Annotated in this window: 15 protein-coding genes; 9 read left to right on the top strand and 6 right to left on the bottom strand. The window is 58.0% G+C overall.

All coding sequences use genetic code 11. From position 1 onward, the window contains the following. Positions 1-7: 7 nt before the first annotated feature. The 4 genes from NKI15_RS23495 to NKI15_RS23480 all read right to left on the bottom strand — a co-directional run bounded on the left by NKI15_RS23495 (position 8) and on the right by NKI15_RS23480 (position 4353). Positions 8-940, bottom strand: coding sequence for a glycosyltransferase family 2 protein (locus NKI15_RS23495; protein ID WP_023705481.1), 933 nt, complete (start codon positions 938-940; stop codon positions 8-10). 140 nt (positions 941-1080) lie between these two features. After that, entirely contained in the window at positions 1081-3069 is a 1989-nt protein-coding gene (locus tag NKI15_RS23490) for a nucleoside-diphosphate sugar epimerase/dehydratase (RefSeq protein WP_031196486.1), read from the bottom strand. Positions 3070-3262: 193 nt separating this feature from the next. Next, the gene (locus NKI15_RS23485; protein WP_023709659.1) at positions 3263-4018 is read right to left on the bottom strand and encodes a hypothetical protein; all 756 of its coding nucleotides are present in this window, start codon (positions 4016-4018) and stop codon (positions 3263-3265) included. 170 nt (positions 4019-4188) lie between these two features. Then, on the bottom strand, positions 4189-4353 hold the full coding sequence (locus NKI15_RS23480) for a hypothetical protein (RefSeq protein ID WP_023705484.1): 165 nt from the start codon (positions 4351-4353) through the stop codon (positions 4189-4191). Positions 4354-4614: 261 nt separating this feature from the next. On the opposite strand from NKI15_RS23480, the gene NKI15_RS23475 reads away from it, so the two are divergent. Next, positions 4615-5196 (top strand): hypothetical protein, encoded by a 582-nt coding sequence (locus tag NKI15_RS23475; protein ID WP_352514500.1) that lies wholly within the window; start codon positions 4615-4617, stop codon positions 5194-5196. Beyond that, positions 5157-5486 carry a hypothetical protein gene (locus NKI15_RS23470; RefSeq protein ID WP_245261128.1) on the top strand — a complete coding sequence of 110 codons (330 nt, stop codon included), beginning with the start codon at positions 5157-5159 and terminating at the stop codon, positions 5484-5486. Before NKI15_RS23475 ends, NKI15_RS23470 begins: the two co-directional genes overlap by 40 nt. 182 nt (positions 5487-5668) lie before the next feature. Here NKI15_RS23470 and NKI15_RS23465 read toward each other — a convergent pair whose 3' ends face one another. Then, positions 5669-8347 (bottom strand): class I SAM-dependent methyltransferase, encoded by a 2679-nt coding sequence (locus NKI15_RS23465; protein WP_084013503.1) that lies wholly within the window; start codon positions 8345-8347, stop codon positions 5669-5671. Positions 8348-8361: 14 nt separating this feature from the next. Continuing rightward, positions 8362-9120 carry a TylF/MycF/NovP-related O-methyltransferase gene (locus NKI15_RS23460; protein ID WP_023708419.1) on the bottom strand — a complete coding sequence of 253 codons (759 nt, stop codon included), beginning with the start codon at positions 9118-9120 and terminating at the stop codon, positions 8362-8364. A 150-nt stretch (positions 9121-9270) separates the two neighbouring features. Here NKI15_RS23460 and NKI15_RS23455 point away from each other — a divergent pair, with 150 nt between their 5' ends. The 7 genes from NKI15_RS23455 (at position 9271) to NKI15_RS23425 (ending at position 17732) form a co-directional block, all read left to right on the top strand. Continuing rightward, the gene (locus NKI15_RS23455; protein WP_023705488.1) at positions 9271-10194 is read left to right on the top strand and encodes a class I SAM-dependent methyltransferase; all 924 of its coding nucleotides are present in this window, start codon (positions 9271-9273) and stop codon (positions 10192-10194) included. Between the two features lie 838 nt (positions 10195-11032). After that, the gene (locus NKI15_RS23450; RefSeq protein ID WP_023705490.1) at positions 11033-11824 is read left to right on the top strand and encodes an ABC transporter permease; all 792 of its coding nucleotides are present in this window, start codon (positions 11033-11035) and stop codon (positions 11822-11824) included. 7 nt (positions 11825-11831) lie between these two features. Next, positions 11832-12572, top strand: a complete 741-nt coding sequence (locus NKI15_RS23445; protein WP_023705491.1) for an ABC transporter ATP-binding protein — start codon at positions 11832-11834, stop codon at positions 12570-12572. A 296-nt stretch (positions 12573-12868) separates the two neighbouring features. After that, entirely contained in the window at positions 12869-13975 is a 1107-nt protein-coding gene (locus NKI15_RS23440; protein WP_023705492.1) for a DegT/DnrJ/EryC1/StrS family aminotransferase, read from the top strand. Beyond that, entirely contained in the window at positions 13972-14910 is a 939-nt protein-coding gene (locus NKI15_RS23435; RefSeq protein WP_198020342.1) for a glycosyltransferase family 2 protein, read from the top strand. The genes NKI15_RS23440 and NKI15_RS23435 overlap by 4 nt, the downstream gene beginning before the upstream one ends. Next, entirely contained in the window at positions 14907-15857 is a 951-nt protein-coding gene (locus tag NKI15_RS23430; RefSeq protein ID WP_023705494.1) for a WxcM-like domain-containing protein, read from the top strand. The genes NKI15_RS23435 and NKI15_RS23430 overlap by 4 nt, the downstream gene beginning before the upstream one ends. A 345-nt stretch (positions 15858-16202) precedes the next feature. Next, positions 16203-17732, top strand: coding sequence for a glucosyltransferase domain-containing protein (locus tag NKI15_RS23425; RefSeq protein ID WP_084013504.1), 1530 nt, complete (start codon positions 16203-16205; stop codon positions 17730-17732). Positions 17733-17811: the final 79 nt, after the last annotated feature.

Here is a 17811-nt window from a genome sequence, read left to right as displayed (position 1 = left end):
GCATGCTCTAGATCCGCCGCCAGATGAAGGCCAGATAGAGCCCAAGCGTCCCAGCCAGCGTCTGCCGGTAGACGCCGCTTTTTCTGAGAAGGCGCAGGCGTCGCAAGATACCGCCCTTTCGTGCCCTGATGAACAGGCCGAGACAGGCGGCGGCATCCCTCGAGAGGATGTCGCGATTGACCGCCAGGCCACTCAGATTGTGATCGGTCCAGACGGCGAACTCGCCCCTGAAGAGGCGCCCCAGCCGCGACAGCCTCGCCTTCCACGACACGTTGGCGCCGACCAGGTTTGCCTCATGCTGGCGGTAGCGCACCAGCGGTCGCGGGTCATAGCGAACAATGCCGCCGGCAGCCGTGACGATCAGATAGGTCCACCAGTCATGGCTGACGAACTCGGTCCTTGCCGATGCCTTTGCCAGCAACTTTCGCGCGGCGCGGTTGATCATCATCGTGTTGCCGCCGGCAATGCTTTGCACAAGCGCATTGCGAAATGCGGGTGGATGCTGGAACAGCGGCGAATACCCTTGCGCCGCTCCGGTTTCGGACATGGTCGCGGTCCTGGAGCAAAACAGCAGCGGCGTTGCGGCATCGTGCCCTTGCATCCAGGCAATAGCGCTCTCCAACCTATCCGGCTCCCAGATGTCATCCTGGTCGCAGAAGGCGTAGTAGTCGGCCTCGATGCGCGGATCGATGATCATCGCGCGGAAATTGGCGGCAAAGCCCTGGCGAGGACCATTCGACAGGGTCAACCGGCCCTTGGACCAGCGGCTCTGCCAGGCGCCGATAATGGCCGAAGTGCCGTCTGTCGAACCGTCGTCGGAAACCCAGAGGTCGACAACAGGATGCGATTGCGCAGCCAGCGACGCGAGCTGCTCGTCAAGGAAAGCCGCGCCATCTTTCGTGCCCAGCAGCACGGCCACGCGCTGATCTTGTCTGCTCACTGGTTCAAAATCATCTGCAAACGCCTGGGAACGGCCATCGGATCGGTTTCAATAGCCAATCCCGGTCGATCAGGACAGGCTCTTTGTTTTGACGCAATCCCGGACGGGAAAACCGCTCCACACTTTTTCCTGGAATTGCTCTAACCAGCTTGCCCGACTGTTTTCGCAACGGTTTCCCGGCGTGCGTCACTTGGAGGCTCTTCCGCCTGATAGAGGGCGGCCATGACGGCGAGCGCCGAGGCCTTGTCCTGATCGCGCATGGCCGCCTGCAGCGATGTCAGCGCCGCCTGGACCTTGGGCCATCCCACGACATCGGTTCTGAGGCCGAAGATCTTGGGGATATCCAGCGCGACGATCTCCTCATTGCCGCCATGCAGCACCTCGTGAAGCTTCTCGCCCGGCCTGATCCCGGTGAAACGGATCGGAATGTCGGTGTAGGGGCTTTTGCCGGCCATGCGGATCATGGTTTCAGCGACTTCGAGGATCGGCACCGGCTTGCCCATGTCGAGCATGTAGATGGCGTAGTCGTCCTTGCCCTGGCGCCGCTCGGCGTCGGCCGCCGACATGATGACGAGGTCGACGGCTTCGGCCACCGTCATGAAGTAGCGGGTCATGCGGCGATCGGTGATGGTGACCGGACCGCCGGCCTCGATCTGCGCCTGGAAGATGGTGGCGACCGAGCCATTGGAGCCGAAGACATTGCCGAACCGCACGGCGATGAACTTGGTGCCGGAGCGACGGCCGCTAGGCCCGGTGGCGTGCGTTTCGTGCAGCGAAGAGACGATCTGCTCGGCGGCGCGTTTCGTCATGCCGAGCACCGAGGTCGGATCGACCGCCTTGTCGCTGGAAATCAGCAGGAACTGCGGCACCCCGCATTTGGCGGCAACCTCGGCGCAGACGAGGGTGCCCAAAATGTTGGTCTGGATCGCCGATTCCCAATTTTCCTCGAGCAGCGGCACATGTTTGAGCGCGGCGGCATGGAAGATGATGTCGGGCTTGAAATCGCTGACGACGCGGGTGATCTGGCGCCGGTCTGTGACATCGACGATGCGGCTCTTGAGCCGGACATGGTCCTTTTCGTCAACCTGCTGGTCGAGCTGGAAAATACCGAACTCCGAGATATCGGCGACCAGAACCGCCTCGGCGCCAAGTTCCAGCGACCGCTTGACCAGGATGCGACCGATTGAGCCGGCGCCGCCGGTGACCAGGACGCGCTTGCCGTTGAGGAAGCCGCCAATGCGCTCAATGTCGGATGGAACCGTTGAGCGGCGCAGGATGGTTTCCATCTCGACGGCATCGAGAACCAGCTTTCCGCGCTGCCCGAGCTCCGAGACGCCGGAGAACTGGACGACGGCGATGCCGCTATGACGGGCGATGCGAACCAGTTCCGAAAATTCTTCGATCTCGCGCTCGGCGCCTTTGCCGAAAATCAGCATGTCGAGGCTTTTGGTGCCTCTTGCATATTCTTCGAGGACCTCGACCAGGCGGGGGCGCACGGCCACCACCGGAACGCCGTGGATCTGCGTGCCCAAAGGCGCGCCGTTCTCGATGGCCATGATCCCGGCGATGGAATATTCGGCCGGCTCTGCCGTGCGCGTGAACCGGATTATGACGTCTGCTTCGCCGAGCCTGCCGACGAACAGCGCCTGCTTGATCGCCACATTGTTTGCGTTGCGGCTCAGGATCCGCCAGCTCGCCCCGTCGCGCAGGAACCGGTAATAGAGCCGAGGCGCCGATATGATGGTGAAGGAGACGAGGAAAAAGACGATGAACTGGCGCTCGTTGAGGCCGGTCACCGGCTGAAACGATCGAACCGCCAGCGAGACGACATAGAGCGTGACGGTCAGGATGGCGCAGCTCTTCAGGATGTTGAAGAAGTCCGGCGTGGAGGCGAAACGCCACACGGTGTTGTAGAGGCCGCAATAGCGAAACAGCATATGGCTGAGAAAAACAATACTTGCCCAGCACGCCAGGCCGGCCGTGGAGAGCGCGTCGAATGAAAGTCTCGACTGCGAAAGCCCCAGACTCAGCGCCACCGCGACCAGGACCATGACCAGGTCCTGGATCATTATAATGGCGCGCCGCATCTTCGGCCGAAGTCCGGACACGACCTCTACATAGGATGTCATTGGGTGGTACTGAACTCCAGGCGCAAGGACTTATGCATAAAGTGGCGCCAGATTGACTGTCATCCGTCACCGACCACGTGTCTTAATGTGCCAAATCCTCCGCCCGCCGCCCTGTATCGCATAGCGCGGAGTTGAGGGCATCGCCAGCGGTTTTTTGGATGTGCGTGTGGTTAAGGCGCTGCTTCCGGCTAGATCATCCCGCGTGCAAGATGCGAGTACCTTCAAACTTCAGGCGCTTGGCAATAGGCTGTACATTGTCCTTATAAGTAATGCATCTGCGGTAGATGCCAGCGGCGACCCGCTCTTTGCCAATCACTTCCCATTCTGGTGCCCATGAGCCCTCCCAATCAAAATGCTGGGAAATGAGACGTTCCCTGTCGAAACATTGGGGGTCCCGTTCGACTATTCTATGGGCCTCATCGGCGAGCGGGGAATAGCTCTCGACGGCGGCCATTTTTCTCGCTCGGGCAGCGTGGTCGAGTTGAATTTCCAGTCCAATAGGTCCCGCCACGTTTGGAACCGCTGCGGAGCAAAGGTGCTGTGCCACTTTCGCTGTCCTTTTCAGCGCTCCGGCGAGAGCCTGTCCATAGGCATAGGCTAGGTCATGTATCGGGTTGTAGCCATCGACCGCGTCCGACACGAATTGAACGTTTTTCGCGCCTGCCAAATCGGTGGCGATTTTCGTCAGCACATCAACAAAGAAGTCAGTTTCTCCAGCCAGCAGAGCTTCGTACCAGACGGCATCGGGAATATCGCCGAATACTGCGCCCGGCGTCGCGCCCGCAGCTTTCACAAGGTGGCGCGAGTACTGCGTACGCGCCGTTTGGCGACCGCCCGATCCGTCTGTCAGAAGGTAGACTCTGGGTTGTGCGCACTCGAGCCAATGGTAAACCCTGAGTTCATGTCCCGGATGGGCGAGAACCAAGACATTTTCCAGCTTTTCAGACAATCAATGGCTCCCTCCGAGATTTTGCAGAGCTTGTTTGGAAAACGGCTTCAAACTAAGACGCTTCCAATAGCTCTTGTGCCTGTCGCTCGTTTGCAGGCACGTTGCGAAACAAGCAAGGAACGCCGTTGCGGGTTCTTATCACCAATCTGTCCCTATCCCGCAATAGCGGGTCAGAAGCGGTTGTTGAATTGCTTGCTGACGGGCTCCGCAGTGGCGGGCATCATACCATGCTGCTGGCCCCAACTCTTGGCGATATGGCATTTAGAATGCGCCAGCGGGGGCATCATGTTGTAGACCGGATTGCCGAAATCGTCGAAAAGCCCGATGTAGTCCATGCCCAACACCTGACACGCTGTCTGACAGGTTTCCGGACGTGCCTGCCGTATTTTCATGCCACAAGTACCTTCTATGAGGTCGAAGCACCTATTCTTCATCCTCAAATACGCCATTGGATAGCCGTAGACGAAGCGTGTAGGCTTAAGTGCCTTTCGAGGGGGATTCCCGCTGACCAACTAAGCCTCGTCTACAATGCGGTTGATCTCAATCGCTTCAAACAACGCCCGCAACTGCCTGCGCGGCCCGCAAGAGGGCTGTTGTTGACGAAGAACTTCGATCACCAAGCGGCGGTTCGTCAGGCCTGCGCCAAAAATGGCATCGAGCTAGATGGACTGGGGCCTGCCACAGGCCGATTTTCGCATCAGCTCGAACAGGATTTGCTTGGCTATGATATCGTGTTTGCGACCGCCCGCATGGCAATCGAGGCGGCGGCAGTGGGATGTGCCGTTGTCGTCTGCGACGCACGCGGCTTTGCGGGGTTGCTCAACACCGCAAACATGCAGGCGTGGCGCCGAATGAATCTTGGCGTCGGTGTTTTGGCCAAACCCATGACAGTCGAGAATCTAATGGATGCGATCTCCAGATTCGATGCAGGCCATGCCGCAGCGGTTTCTGCGTATTTTCGAAGGGTGGCGGGAGATGCGCATTTCGTAGAGGAACATCTTCGAATCTATAGTCGGGCCATGCAAACCGACGAGGCACCGAACTTTGACGCGCGATTCCTCGCGACCGCCTCTTGGATTGAAGAGATTGGTATCTTAGCATCAGCGCAGGCGATGGTTTCACATTGTAAAGGAGCTGCATGGATGGCCCAGATTCGCCAGAGCCAACTGCGCTTCTGATGATGTTGCAATCAAATACCGAAATTCTGAAGGGTAATGCCGCCTCTTTAACGAAACTGGGCGAGCAGGTCGGGTCGATCGAACTTGAAATTGCCAAAAGTCGCCAGATCATGCTCGGCGAATCCAATTCGCGCGCTGCCATCGCTGAAACCAGCCAAACCATGCTGCGCGCAATTGACAAAGAAGTTTCAGTCCTGGCAAATTTTGTGACCGAGATAAAGCGATTCTACAACCGCATGATCCCTCTGTTCATCCGAAAAATCCTTCTTTGGGCTCGCAGGAGAGATTGAATTTGGTCGCGCGCGAACGCTTCATCTGGGCGATCAGCAGAGGACTGGCGGCTTCGGCGGTGGTATGAGAAGTTCTAACCTTGCGCTCTCGGGAAGTGACCCTCGAAAACGCGAAGCCAGAATCGATAAATTGGCGTGGCGACGTGAGAACCGAGGGAACACCAGCATGGCCGGAACTCGACCTACCCCTGTCCTGTCATGAGAGACTGACGTTTGCCCTGCGGCCGTTTTTCAAAGACGACAATACTGTCATAGACACAGATCGAGTCTGTTGCATGGGTGAAGGCGTTCGCCGGCATTGCGCCGCGCGCGTGATGAGCGTTGATTTCGTCGAGCTTTCCCTTGGCAAATTCCATGAACGACCCGGGCCTGCGGAGCCCGCCACCATAGTCCTCCCAATAGCTCGTATGCGTGTCCTCGACCAAGTAAACGCCGTTCGGCTGCACATGATGGTAGAGATGCTCAAATGTCGCGATGACATGATCCATCATGTGACTGCCGTCATCGATGACGATGTCGATGGAACCATACTTCTCGACGATCCGATCGAGGAGTTGAGCGTCATCCTGGCTTCCAACGAAGACCTCCACGCCTCCGGACTCGTGCGCCTTGCATGCAGGATCGATATCGATTCCAACAATTCGCGCGCCCTCGCCGAAATAGGCTCGCCACATCTCGAGTGATCCTCCCTTATAGACGCCGACTTCAACGACGACCGGCCTTCGATTTCTGAACCTTTCGAAGTGACGTTCGTAAACGTCGAAATAGTGCAGCCATTTGTAGATCTCTTTGCCGCTGTTGTTCAAAAAGTACTGATGCAAGAACCCGCCCATCGTAGCCTCCTTGGCGTCGGACTTTGCCACCGCCAGTTGCTCTGATTGTGGCTGTCTCCTCCTTTTATGGACGAGGTTGGTCCTGAGCCGCGCAAACACCGGCTCCCATTCGTTTGCAACCAGGCAAAGCGCTTCCCCAAGATTTGCCGCGATCTCGGTGTATTCCATGTTTGCAAAGCGTTCTCCCGCTTGGACAATCCACGAAGGATCGTATCTAAGCTTGCCAAAGCCGGATACCACGGTGAGCCCGGTCCAAGGCGTTGCAATGGTAAACACGTCGAGATCAGGGCGAAGCGCCTTGAGCGCCGGAACCATTTTCCAGACATCGCCGGTGTGGAATTGCGTTGTCGGCGGAACCTTTTGCGTCGTGTCGTCCAGGGGAACAGTGTCGTGCACGAGCAAAACCGAGCCAGGGTCGCAGTAGTGTTCGAGGTTCGCAAAATCGCGCAATGCCTGGTCGAACGTGTGAAGACCGTCAATGAACCCTACACCCAACGGGCGGCCGGCTAGCAATGCATCCGCTCCGCCGCGATCAAAAAAGGTGTCACTCGTCTCTGGAAAAATGTGCGTTTCTGCGCTGAGTGCCATCGTGGCGCGTGGATTGGGATCGATCCCGATTGCAAGAGCCGGAGGCTTGATCTTGGAGAGCGATACGCCGTCACAGACGCCTATCTCTACCACGACAGTGGGTTCCAGCTCCGAGTAAAGACGCTCCAGCCAGTCGTAATAGAAAGGCCCGGCCATCCGTGTGCTGGCCAGGCCGACATGGGCCCCCACAGTATCCGGGTTGAGGTCCAATGCTTTGCGGTATTGGACTTCAGCCCTTTCGTTGTCGCCGATGGCAAAGTACGCATCACCGATCCCAGTAAAATAGGCGGCGTTTCGAACTGGATCGTGTCGGGCAAGAATGCCGGCAGAAGAAAGAAGTCGCGACGCAGCAAGCTCGGCGGGTGCATGCGTGCTTGCCATGCGAAGGATGTCTGCCGCCGTCTGATAGTGCCCCGACTGAAACTGACCCTTGGCCAACTCGACCAGCGTCGCCGCTGTCTGGTTCGCCGGCACGCGTTCTTCTGGCGGCCTCAAATGCGCCCTGAAGCCTGCGGCGGTGGCTGGAGCGACCCTGAATGGGTTTGCAATTGTCGCCCGGGCAAGGTGCGGCAGAAGCGATGAAGGCAGCGAACCCACGAATGCCGAGGGGGTGTGAAGGGTAAACTCGCCTGCCCCCCTCAACGCATCCCTTTCAGCCTTCCAGACGATCCAGTTCTTGCGCTGCTGGTCGACGCTTGCGTTGGTGGACACCCCGCCATGCAGTTGGTGAAATGTAGCCTCTCCCAGAGTGAGGATGAGCTGTGCTTGCGACAGCGTCATCGCACGTTCGAGCGTATCGAGGTTGACCAGGCCGCCGCCCGGACAGCTGAAGCGCTCATCCATGCCGCCGATCGCCTGCCAACCCTTCCGGCTCATGAAGAGGACATTCGCTTCGGCTATCGGCGAGAACCACGGATCGACCGACGACTCATCCATCGTCCCGATCTCGAACAATCGATACCCATCTTCTGGCCATCTGATCGATCGCAAAAGCGAATCCTCGATGGCCCGGGTATAGCCATTCCCGGACGCGTTCCCCTGGATGTCGCTTCCAAGATACCAGCCAGGCGCGGCCACGACTGCTGTCGGAGCCATGTCCAACCCGATGCGAGCGAAATGCACCAACCCGGGCGTCGCCATCCGTGCGCCGTCGATCATCACGCCGATCTTGTCTCCCCTCGCCTCCTTTATCCCGAGGTTGACGGCAGCCGCAGGCGAGGGTGACGCGTCATCGATGCGCAGCAGGCGAAAGTTCGGCCCATATTCCGCGACCAGGCTCCCACCAACCGCAGGTGATGATCCGTTGTCGACGACAATGACCTCGTAGTCGTCCGTCGTCACGCGTTGCTGATAGCGCGATGCGAGCGAAAGCAAGGTTCGGGGCAGTTCTCGGGCGATGTCGTAAGCGACAACAACGACGGACACGTAGTTCTGTTTCATAGCGCTTCCGTGGGTCAGTTGCCGGCAATAGGCTTCTGCCACCAACCGCCGGTCCAGTCTATCTCATGGATTTCCGCTTTGATGCGGTTACGAGCGCGGTAATCCTCGACTGCCTGCCGGCATGGCGGAACCGCAAGGTCATCTATGATCGCGAAACCGCCGGGCGACAGCCTCGGATAAAGCGCTTCAAGGCTGTCCGTCGTCGACTCATACATATCGCCGTCCAGCCGGATCAGGGCGAATGGACCGGCCCTCAGGCTGGGCAAGGTCTCACCGAACAGGCCTTTGACGAAGATCACCTGGTCATCCAAAAGGTCGTAGGCGGCAAAGTTGGATTCAACCTGTGCCTGATCAATCGCCAACTGGCGATATTCGTGCAGCCTGCCTCCCCGGTCAGCTGGAAAATTCTCGGCGTCTGGCGGTGGCAAACCGTCGAATGAGTCGGCTACGTAAACCTTCCTGTCCTTGACCTCATTGGCGGCCAGCACTCCCCTCATGAGGATGCAGCAGCCACCACGCCAGACGCCAGTCTCAATGAAATCCCCAGGCACGTTCTCATCAATGGCTCGCTGGACGAGGTCACGCACATTCGCCAAACGTTTCACACCCGCCATAGAATGAGCAATCGCCGGCCAATCGCGACCCAGGAGGCGATCCTCGCGATTGAAGGGCGTCGCCTCTCCGACTTTCGTCGGATCAATCACCTGCGAACCGGAGCCGTAGATGGTATTGGCAATGATCTTGATCAGGAGATCTGTATAGAGGCGGTTCACAATCGACCTTTCAGTACATCACGATTCCATATCGAAATAAGCTGTTGCGGATATCCGGCCAAAGTGCAACGGAACGACCATCAATTCGCGACGGCCTTTCCAAAGTGCCGCGCAAGCAAGTCGCAACCAATTGCCCAAGGAGCCACCCCAATGCCAACCGCCGAACAAGCGATGGGCATGATCGAGACGCTGGATATTGCCGTTTTCCAGGTCAAGACCGAGAGCACCCTCAGTGACCGCAAGAGTTTCCTTCGTGTCCAGAACTTCGCTCGATCGGTATTCGGCCACTATGTGTACCTTGAGGTCGGCTCGCATATCGGCGGAAGCCTCTTCCCGCACCTGATTGATCCGGCCTGCGAGGCAGCGATATCGGTTGATGCGCGGCCCACGGCGCAGCCTGACGAACGTTCACAGGTTTTTCACTACCCTGAAAACTCAGCGGCCCGAATGATCGCCGTGCTGTCGGATTGGATTCCTCCCGCCGCAATGGCCAAACTTACCACGATTGACAGCGACGTCTCCGACGTAAGTCCCGAGGCGGTCGATCCCAGGGCTACGCTCGCTCTGATCGACGGAGAGCACACGGACACGGCCTGTTTTTCGGACTTTGTCGGCGTTTTGCCGCTCATGGAGCAGGACTGTGTCGTTGCCTTCCACGACGCCAACCTGATCGCGGACGCGATTCTCAATGCGGAGCGCTTTCTCGACCATCTCGGCATCACGCACGAGACGGTATTCCTTCCTGACACCGTGGCCGTACTTGGCCTCGGCAGGCTCGCGTCTGCAGTCCGGGATCGGCTCCAGCCTCACGCATTGGACCGCAAGACTTTCCTGGACCTATCGCAACGGCAGCTATGGTCTCACATAGCCAAGGTGCACTCGCCCAAAATCCATGCCGAATTGGAGGGCCTGCGCTCGGACAATTCGCAGCTGGTCAAGGAGATTGAGCGCATGCAAAAGGCGAGCCGCGACGCGGAAGCCCGTGTCGCCGCCATGACGTCCAGCACGACCTGGCGCGCATCCGCCCCAGTACGAGCGGTGGTCGATCGCATCAAACGTCGCTTCGCAAGTTAAAGTCGCGATGAGCGCTGTTGGAGCCGACGATGAAGCAACTTGCCGGGGTGTCTATGGACGAAATTATTGAAACGCCGCACGTACCGCTCCGATCCATCCCACTGTGTACGATGGAGCGCCAAGCCGGAAAAGTCAGCACAGGTTACAAGCAACCTTTCCGCCCGTACCCCCAGCCCCCCGTGCGCCCGACATGTCAGGTATAACCGCCGCTGCTGGTGTGGATGCCGTCGAGCCCTGCACACTTGTGGAGCGGCAACCAGGAAACGCCGGCCGCATGAGGCGAACAGCATCGCGCCTGTCATCCATTATTGCACGCGAACAACCCTTAGCCCTATTCGCGAACGATCTCGGTGTAGGCCCTGGGCCCTTCGTCATCCTCGGAAACCGGCAGGTCTGCCAGTCCTCAGCCTCGACATTGGACAGACCGAGTGGCACTTTTCCCCTGCCGTCCGGCAGGTCAAACGGATTGCGAATGCCTGATAGGGACGCGCAGCGCGCTGACCAGCGCCTGGCTTTCTGCAACGGTGGGCCTCAAGCATGTGTCATCAACCAGTTCCTCGATTTGCCCCCGCAGTCTGCGACTCTCGTCGGATGAGCGACCGCGGACCCGACATCGTGATGTACTTTGGATCGGCGGCGAACTCCGCCTGGTTGGCAATGAACGGGAGATCGTACTGCATATCCCGAATGTTCGCTTTGCGAATCGATGGCAGCTTCACTACGACGCAGCGCGTTGCCATATGTGTGTCGCAATCAGTGTGAAGAGATCCTTGGCGGCTCCATTACAGCCATGGGAAAGCCATGAAGCCCAGAAACAGAAAATGCGATACCATCAGCGATGATTGCAGTATTTAACGGCGCCGTCGACGACATCAGCAAGGCTATGAAGTTGCACAGGGTCTGGATCGCCCTTGCCCATGAGGACATCGGCGATCAGCACAGGCGCACGACGCTCGGCCCGCTTTGGCTTCTGGTCAACTACGTCGCTTTCGTGGGCACGTTCGTTTTCGTGTTCCAGCCTGTCGGCAAGGATGCCGCCGGTTATTCCGCGTATGTCGCGATAGGCCTTCTGGTATGGTTCTATCTGATGGAAGTAATGTCCACGAGCGTGGCGCTCTTTCAACGCGAAGAGAGCTTCATCGAAGGCACGACGCTGCCTTTGTTCGTGTATGTGATGCGATTGGCATTGCAGTCTGTCATCAGAGCAGGCTATGCGATCGCGGGTTGCGTGTTCATTCTCGTCTTGAGCGGCTCCCCGATCGGCACTCCATGGCTGTGGTCACTGGCAGGATTGCTCCTGATCTTGTTCGCCACGCCTGCTCTTATCACCGTCTTCGCGTTTCTTGGAGCTTTCTTTCCCGACAGCCAGTTCATTGTTGGTAATTTGCTACGGGTCGGCATGTTCTTCACGCCTGTTTTCTGGGTGTACAACGGTCAAGACCCCGTCCAAACATACGCCTACGAATGGAATCCGTTCACCTATTTTCTGGAGATCGTCCGTTTGCCGATCATGACTGGAGAGTTTCCCACCCATGCTTTCACGGTAACGATCATCGTGTCATTGGCTACATGGATGATTGCATTGCTACTGCTTGGTCGTTATCGCAAGCAAGTCGTCTTCATCATCTGAGTTTTCGATGGTTTCTATCAAGCTGGACAACGTTAGCCTTGTTTACAAGCTGCACGAGAAGCTGACGCTTTCCGCGCCGGACCGGCGCGTGGACGGGCCTGGCGGCAGAATCGAAGGCTCGGGTAGAAAGCAGTTTGTGCAGGCGCTCGACGGCGTCAGTTTCGAACTCAAGGCGGGCGACCGGTTAGGCTTGGTTGGCCCGAACGGAGCCGGCAAGACCACCCTTCTCAAGGTGCTCTACGGGATCTACGAGCCATCCGGGGGAAGCGTCGCGATAGAAGGCAAAGTCGACGCTCTTTTCAACATCAACATAGGCTTTCGCCGCGAGGCAACCGGGCGCAGAAATATCGTCCTGCGTGGATTGATCAGCGGATGGACGGAAGCCGAGATCGAAGAGAAAATGGAGGACATCATTGCCTTCAGCGAATTGGGGGACTTCATCGATTTGCCGTTCAAGGCCTACAGCCAGGGCATGGCCGCGCGACTGGCCTTTTCGGCAGCGACCGCGCTTGATCCCGAGATTCTGTTGATGGACGAGTGGATCGGCGCCGGCGACGCCGCTTTTCAGGACAAGGCCAAAAGGCGCATGGACGAACTGGCGGAAAAGGCCGGCATCATCGTCCTCGCGAGCCACAGCGAGGCTCTTATCCAAAGTGTGTGTACGAAGAAATTGACGCTCAGGAGCGGGCGGATAGAATCGCTCACGACAGAGCCGGTAAAGAGAGCTGCAACGACAGCCAAGCGTTAGACACTCTCGACGGCCATCACGCTGGCCTGCCTTTCTTGCGCCAAGACGGGGCTGTTCGTGGGCCCTGTTGAACATGGCGCGCATCCTGCGCTACCGATGCGAAGCCGGTTGCAGCGGCGTCAGAATCCCAATAGTTGTGCCTCTTCTTTCGGCGCCCCTTCACGCTCGCAAGCGGACTTCTGGATTTACCATGCCTGCGGCAACTGAGCTTGCCAAACGTTCCGCCGTGCGAACATTCTTAAATGAAGCATGCTTGAGCAGTTGAGTTGACCATGACAACACAAGACTCCGTCCCGATGAACGACCTGAAGCGCCTGTATCAGCGCTATCAAGTCGAAATCGAGCGTGAAGTAGCGAGCACGTTGCGTTCGGGATGGTGGCTCGATGGCGCGGTCGGCAAACGATTTGCGGCAAATTTTTCCAGATTTATTGGTGTTTCGGAATGCGTCCTCGTGGCCAACGGTACTGACGCACTCGAATTTGCATTGGCCGCGGTCCTCAAGCGCGGCGGCGCGCGCGGGCGCGAAGTTGTCCTTCCGGCCAATGCCGGGGGCTATGCCAGCTGTGCCTGCTGGCACAACGACCTCATTCCGCACTACGTCGACATCGAACCGACCAGCCAGCTCGTACACCTTCAGTCGGTGCTGAAAGCAGCCAACGCAGACACTGCTGCAATCGTCGTTACCCACCTTTATGGCGGCGTCGTCGATGTCCGGGCCATCAGGGCGGGACTTGCCGAGGCTGGTCTCTCGCACATTCCAATCGTGGAGGATTGCGCGCAGGCGCACGGGGCAAGGATCGGAAGCGACGTTGCGGGTTCGCTGGGCGATATCTCCACTTTCAGCTTCTATCCAACCAAGAATCTCGGGGCCATGGGTGACGGCGGCGCCGTTCTCACCTCCGACGGGGCAGCCGCCGCACACGTGCGGCAGCTGCAACAATATGGCTGGAGTTCAAAATATCATGTCGGCGTGCCCAACGGCCGCAACTCTCGTATGGATGAGGTTCAAGCGGCGATACTGGACGTTTTGCTGGGCGATGTGGATATCCGCAACAGGCAGCGACGTGCCATTCTCGACCGATACAAATCGGTCGCCGGGCATCGATTGCAATTCCTGGAGGGTGGCGACGGCGCTGTCGCGCACCTCGCCGTCGTGCTCTGCGACGATCGAGATGCATTCAGAGCGTACATGAAAGAACACCGCGTCGATACCGACATTCACTATCCCGTGCTGGATTGCGACCAGGTCGGCTGGGCGGACCTGCCGATGAAAGGAATGGAAAATCTCGCCATTTCAAGGGACAGCGTCGGCCGCCTCTGTTCCGTCCCCTGCTATCCCGACATGACGAGTGACGAAATCGAGCAGGTGTGCCTGGCCCTCCGCGAATGGGAGGCAATGTGACAACGCGCTCGATCGTTTTCCCGATCTATCGAAATCAGGCGAACATCCCTTCCCTTCTGCAGGCGGTCGCCGATTTCCATTGCAGATATCAGGGCGACATCGAGTTCGTCTTCGTTGTCGACGGGTCGCCTGACGAATCCGGCCCTCTGCTGATCAAGGAAATGAAGAGCACGGGCTACGATTACAAGATCATCTTCCATAGCCGGAATTTTGGTTCTTTTACCGCCATCCGCACCGGCCTCGAACACGCATCGGGCAATCACGTTGCGGCCATGGCGGCCGACCTGCAGGAGCCGCCGGAACTGATCCTCGAATTCTTTTCGAAACTGGAGAAGGATGAGGCGGACGTGGTGTTTGGGCAGCGAGCTGGACGTAGCGATCCGCCTCTGACTAAATTTCTCTCGAGGGCTTTCTGGGCCGCCTACCGCAGGCTGGTCCTGCCCAGCATGCCGAGCGGCGGGGTGGATATCTTCGCTTGCAATCGCCCGGTGCTGGAAGCGATCCTGTCGATCGAAGAGCCGAACAGCTCGCTTGTCGTGCAGCTGTTCTGGGTGGGCTTCAGGCGGCAATTCGTGCCCTATCGCCGGCGCGAACGAGAGCACGGAACAAGCTCCTGGGGCATGGCACGGCGGTTCCGATACATGATGGACAGCGTCTTTTCGTTCTCTGACTTTCCGATCATGCTCACACTCTGGGTGGGCTTCGCGGGCTGCGTCTTGAGCCTGATATTTGCCACCGTTACCGTGATTGCCCGCTTGCTTGGCAATATCGATCCCGCCGGTTACACGACGCTGGTGTTGCTGATCACGGGCTTCGGTTCGGCCAGTCTCCTGGTTCAGGGCATTCTTGGCTGCTATCTCTGGCGGGCAGTTGAAAACACCAAGTCACGCCCTCTCAGAATCATCAGCCGCGTCGTTGACGGAACAGCCAAATGACCGACAAGCCATTTTTCGTGCATGAGCGCGGCATTTGCGAAAGTTCGTATGTCGGCGATGGAACACGGATCTGGGCGTTCGCCCACGTCCTTCCCGGCGCCGTGATCGGCTCGAATTGCAACATTTGCGATCATGTTTTCATCGAGAACGACGTGATCATCGGCGATGAGGTGACCATAAAGTGCGGTGTTCAATTGTGGGACGGCCTTCGCCTGGGCAATCGCATATTCGTCGGCCCGAATGCGACTTTCACCAATGATCGATTCCCTCGTTCGAAGGAATATCCCGAAACGTTTCTGCTGACGACCGTCGAGGATGGCGCATCAATCGGCGCCAACGCGACGATTCTCCCAGGCATAACCATCGGTCGTCAGGCGATGGTCGGCGCCGGCGCCGTGGTGACCAAGAACGTCCCTGCCAATGCCGTTGTCGTCGGGAATCCCGCCACGATCATCGGCTACCAGACCGGCCCGCGAGTGGAGCCGATCGTGACCCAAACCTTTCCCGGCACAGCTGGCGAGAAAATGCCGCTTGGCATTGGCGGGTGCGAACTCTGGCGGCTACCGCATTTTGGCGACCTGCGCGGCGAGCTCGCTCCACTAGAGTTCGGTTTGAATCTGCCCTTCAAGCCGGTCCGCTCATTCCTGGTCTACGGCGTGCCGTCAGACAAGGTCAGAGGCGAGCATGCGCATCGCGAGTGCCATCAGTTCCTTATTGCAACCCATGGTCGCCTTTCGGTCGTCGTGGATGACGGACGTGACAGGAAAGAGGTGTCATTGACCGAACCTTCGATCGGCCTCTATTTGCCGCCAGGAATTTGGGGGATTCAGTACAAATTTCAGCCAGAAACGGCCCTGCTGGTGATGGCCTCGCACCAATATGATGCAGACGATTACATCCGGGACTATTCAGATTTCCTCAATGCGGTCGGGCAGGATGGCCGCTGATCGTGTGGGCGCAGACGCTATCCGCTTTCTTGTCGCCGGCGGCCTAAACACCGCGCTGACCACGCTCATATATTTCGCCGGCCTAACAGTGTTCCCTTCAAGTTTCTCCTACGGGCTTGCCTGGCTGGCAGGCCTCGTTTTTGCGATGGTATTCTATCCAGATCGTGTCTTTCCCGGAGGCCGTACGGGCTTCGCTGACAGACTGGCAATCGGCGCCTCGATCGCAATCGTGTTCGTAGTCGGATTGGTTAGTCTTCAGGTCCTCGAAAGAATCTTGCAAAACACGGCGGTAGCATTCTTCGTAACCCTCGCCACGACGACCATCCTCAACTTCTTGATTTCTCGATGGATACTCCGCAGATCATGCTGACGCGCCCAAACACAATCCGGCAGGCAATCAATCTCTTCGCGATTTTTGTCGCGATGTATTTCTCTGAGCTGGCTTCCTTTTCGCTCTCCGTCGACGAAGAACTCGCCGCGTTCAGAACTGATGCGTCAATCTGGATCATTCAGGGGCGATGGGGCGCGTATCTGATCGAGAGATTTCTCATCCCCCACCCAGTGATGCCGCTGCTGACACCGGCCGTCTTTGGTGCCGGTTGCGTAGCCGCCTATCTCCTCGTCATGGACGCCATCGACAAGCGCGAGCTTTCCATCGCGGAGTATGCATGTTTTGCAATCTTCTGCGGTTTCCCGACCTGGTTCTTCATCGTCGAGTTTTATTCGAACATCGCCGCTGTCGGGATTGGTCTGTTCGCCACCGCGCTCGCGCTTTGGCTGATCGTCAGGAGTGACGTTTCTGTACTCAGCCCATCCTTCCTGGGTGCAGTAGCCGCAGGCGGCTTCGCGATCTCGATCTATCAGAGTTTCGCGCCGGCAATTCTGGTATTGGGCATCGCGATCTCAATTCTACAGACAAGGGCTGGCACGGGAAAATCGCTGCCTAAAGTCCTGTTTCGGATCGGTGTTCTGCTGACCGGCGCCATATTGTTCTACGTCACCGGCAACGCCGTTTTTAGATTGTTCGTCTCCGGCAGTAACGCCTATTTCGATTCGCTTTCCCAGCCGGGTTTTCTGTTTGAACATCCGATTGTGGTCATTGGACGCGTATTGGAGGCGATGAGCGGGGCTTACGCTCTGGACCGGGGCACCTATGGCGTTGCGTTGTGGGCAATTCCTCTCTTGCTGATCCTGGGCGGCTGGGTACTTTTCGAGGAATCGCCCCGCACAAGACTGATGTTGACGGCACCCGCCTTCGTTTCGTTGCTTGTTCCCTTCGGTCTTCATTTGCTCGCGGCGGGCAGCATGCCTGTCAGAAGTCTCGTTGGGGTTCCGATCGCGGTGTGGCTGTTTTCTTATGTGGCGGTTACGAGCGGGAATTACAGGATTCGTGTCGCCTCGGCTATTTTGCTGGCGGTGGCGCTCTTCCAGATCCAGGTCATCCAGAACTATCGTCTGGCGTCCAGCTATCTGGTCGACAAGCACGATACTCTTCTGGCGGGAGCCCTCTACGAGAGGTTGTCGGCCACGCCCGGTTTCGACGCAAAACGCAGCTACGCCTTAAGCGTGTTCGGTGCCCAGCCATTTGTGACAACCTATCCCAGGCCGCCAGGCTCGACAGTCGGTTATTCCTTCTTCGAATGGGACGGTGGCAATCCTTGGCGTATCGCTTCCTATATGGAACTTCTGGGCTATTCTAATTTGACAGGCCCGACCCTGGATCAAGTCGACCAAACAATCGTCCGTCTTTCAACCATGCCGGTGTGGCCCGCTCCCGGCAGTGTAGAAATCAAGGACGACATCGCACTGATAAGGCTCGGCCAGACGCCTAGCTACGCACATCAGCAAGCCCTCACAAGGATGGCCAAGCGTTGAAGGGCGCCGCAATTGGTCCTGCTCGCGAAAGTCCTGTAGTGTGGTTTGGCACTTATCGCTGCGGACTTGACATGCGCCC

It is taken from the genome of Mesorhizobium sp. M0862 (assembly GCF_040319795.1).
Lineage (GTDB): Bacteria > Pseudomonadota > Alphaproteobacteria > Rhizobiales > Rhizobiaceae > Mesorhizobium.
The sequence above is the reverse complement of the archived record's forward strand: the minus strand, read 5'-3'. Positions and strand labels throughout refer to the sequence as shown.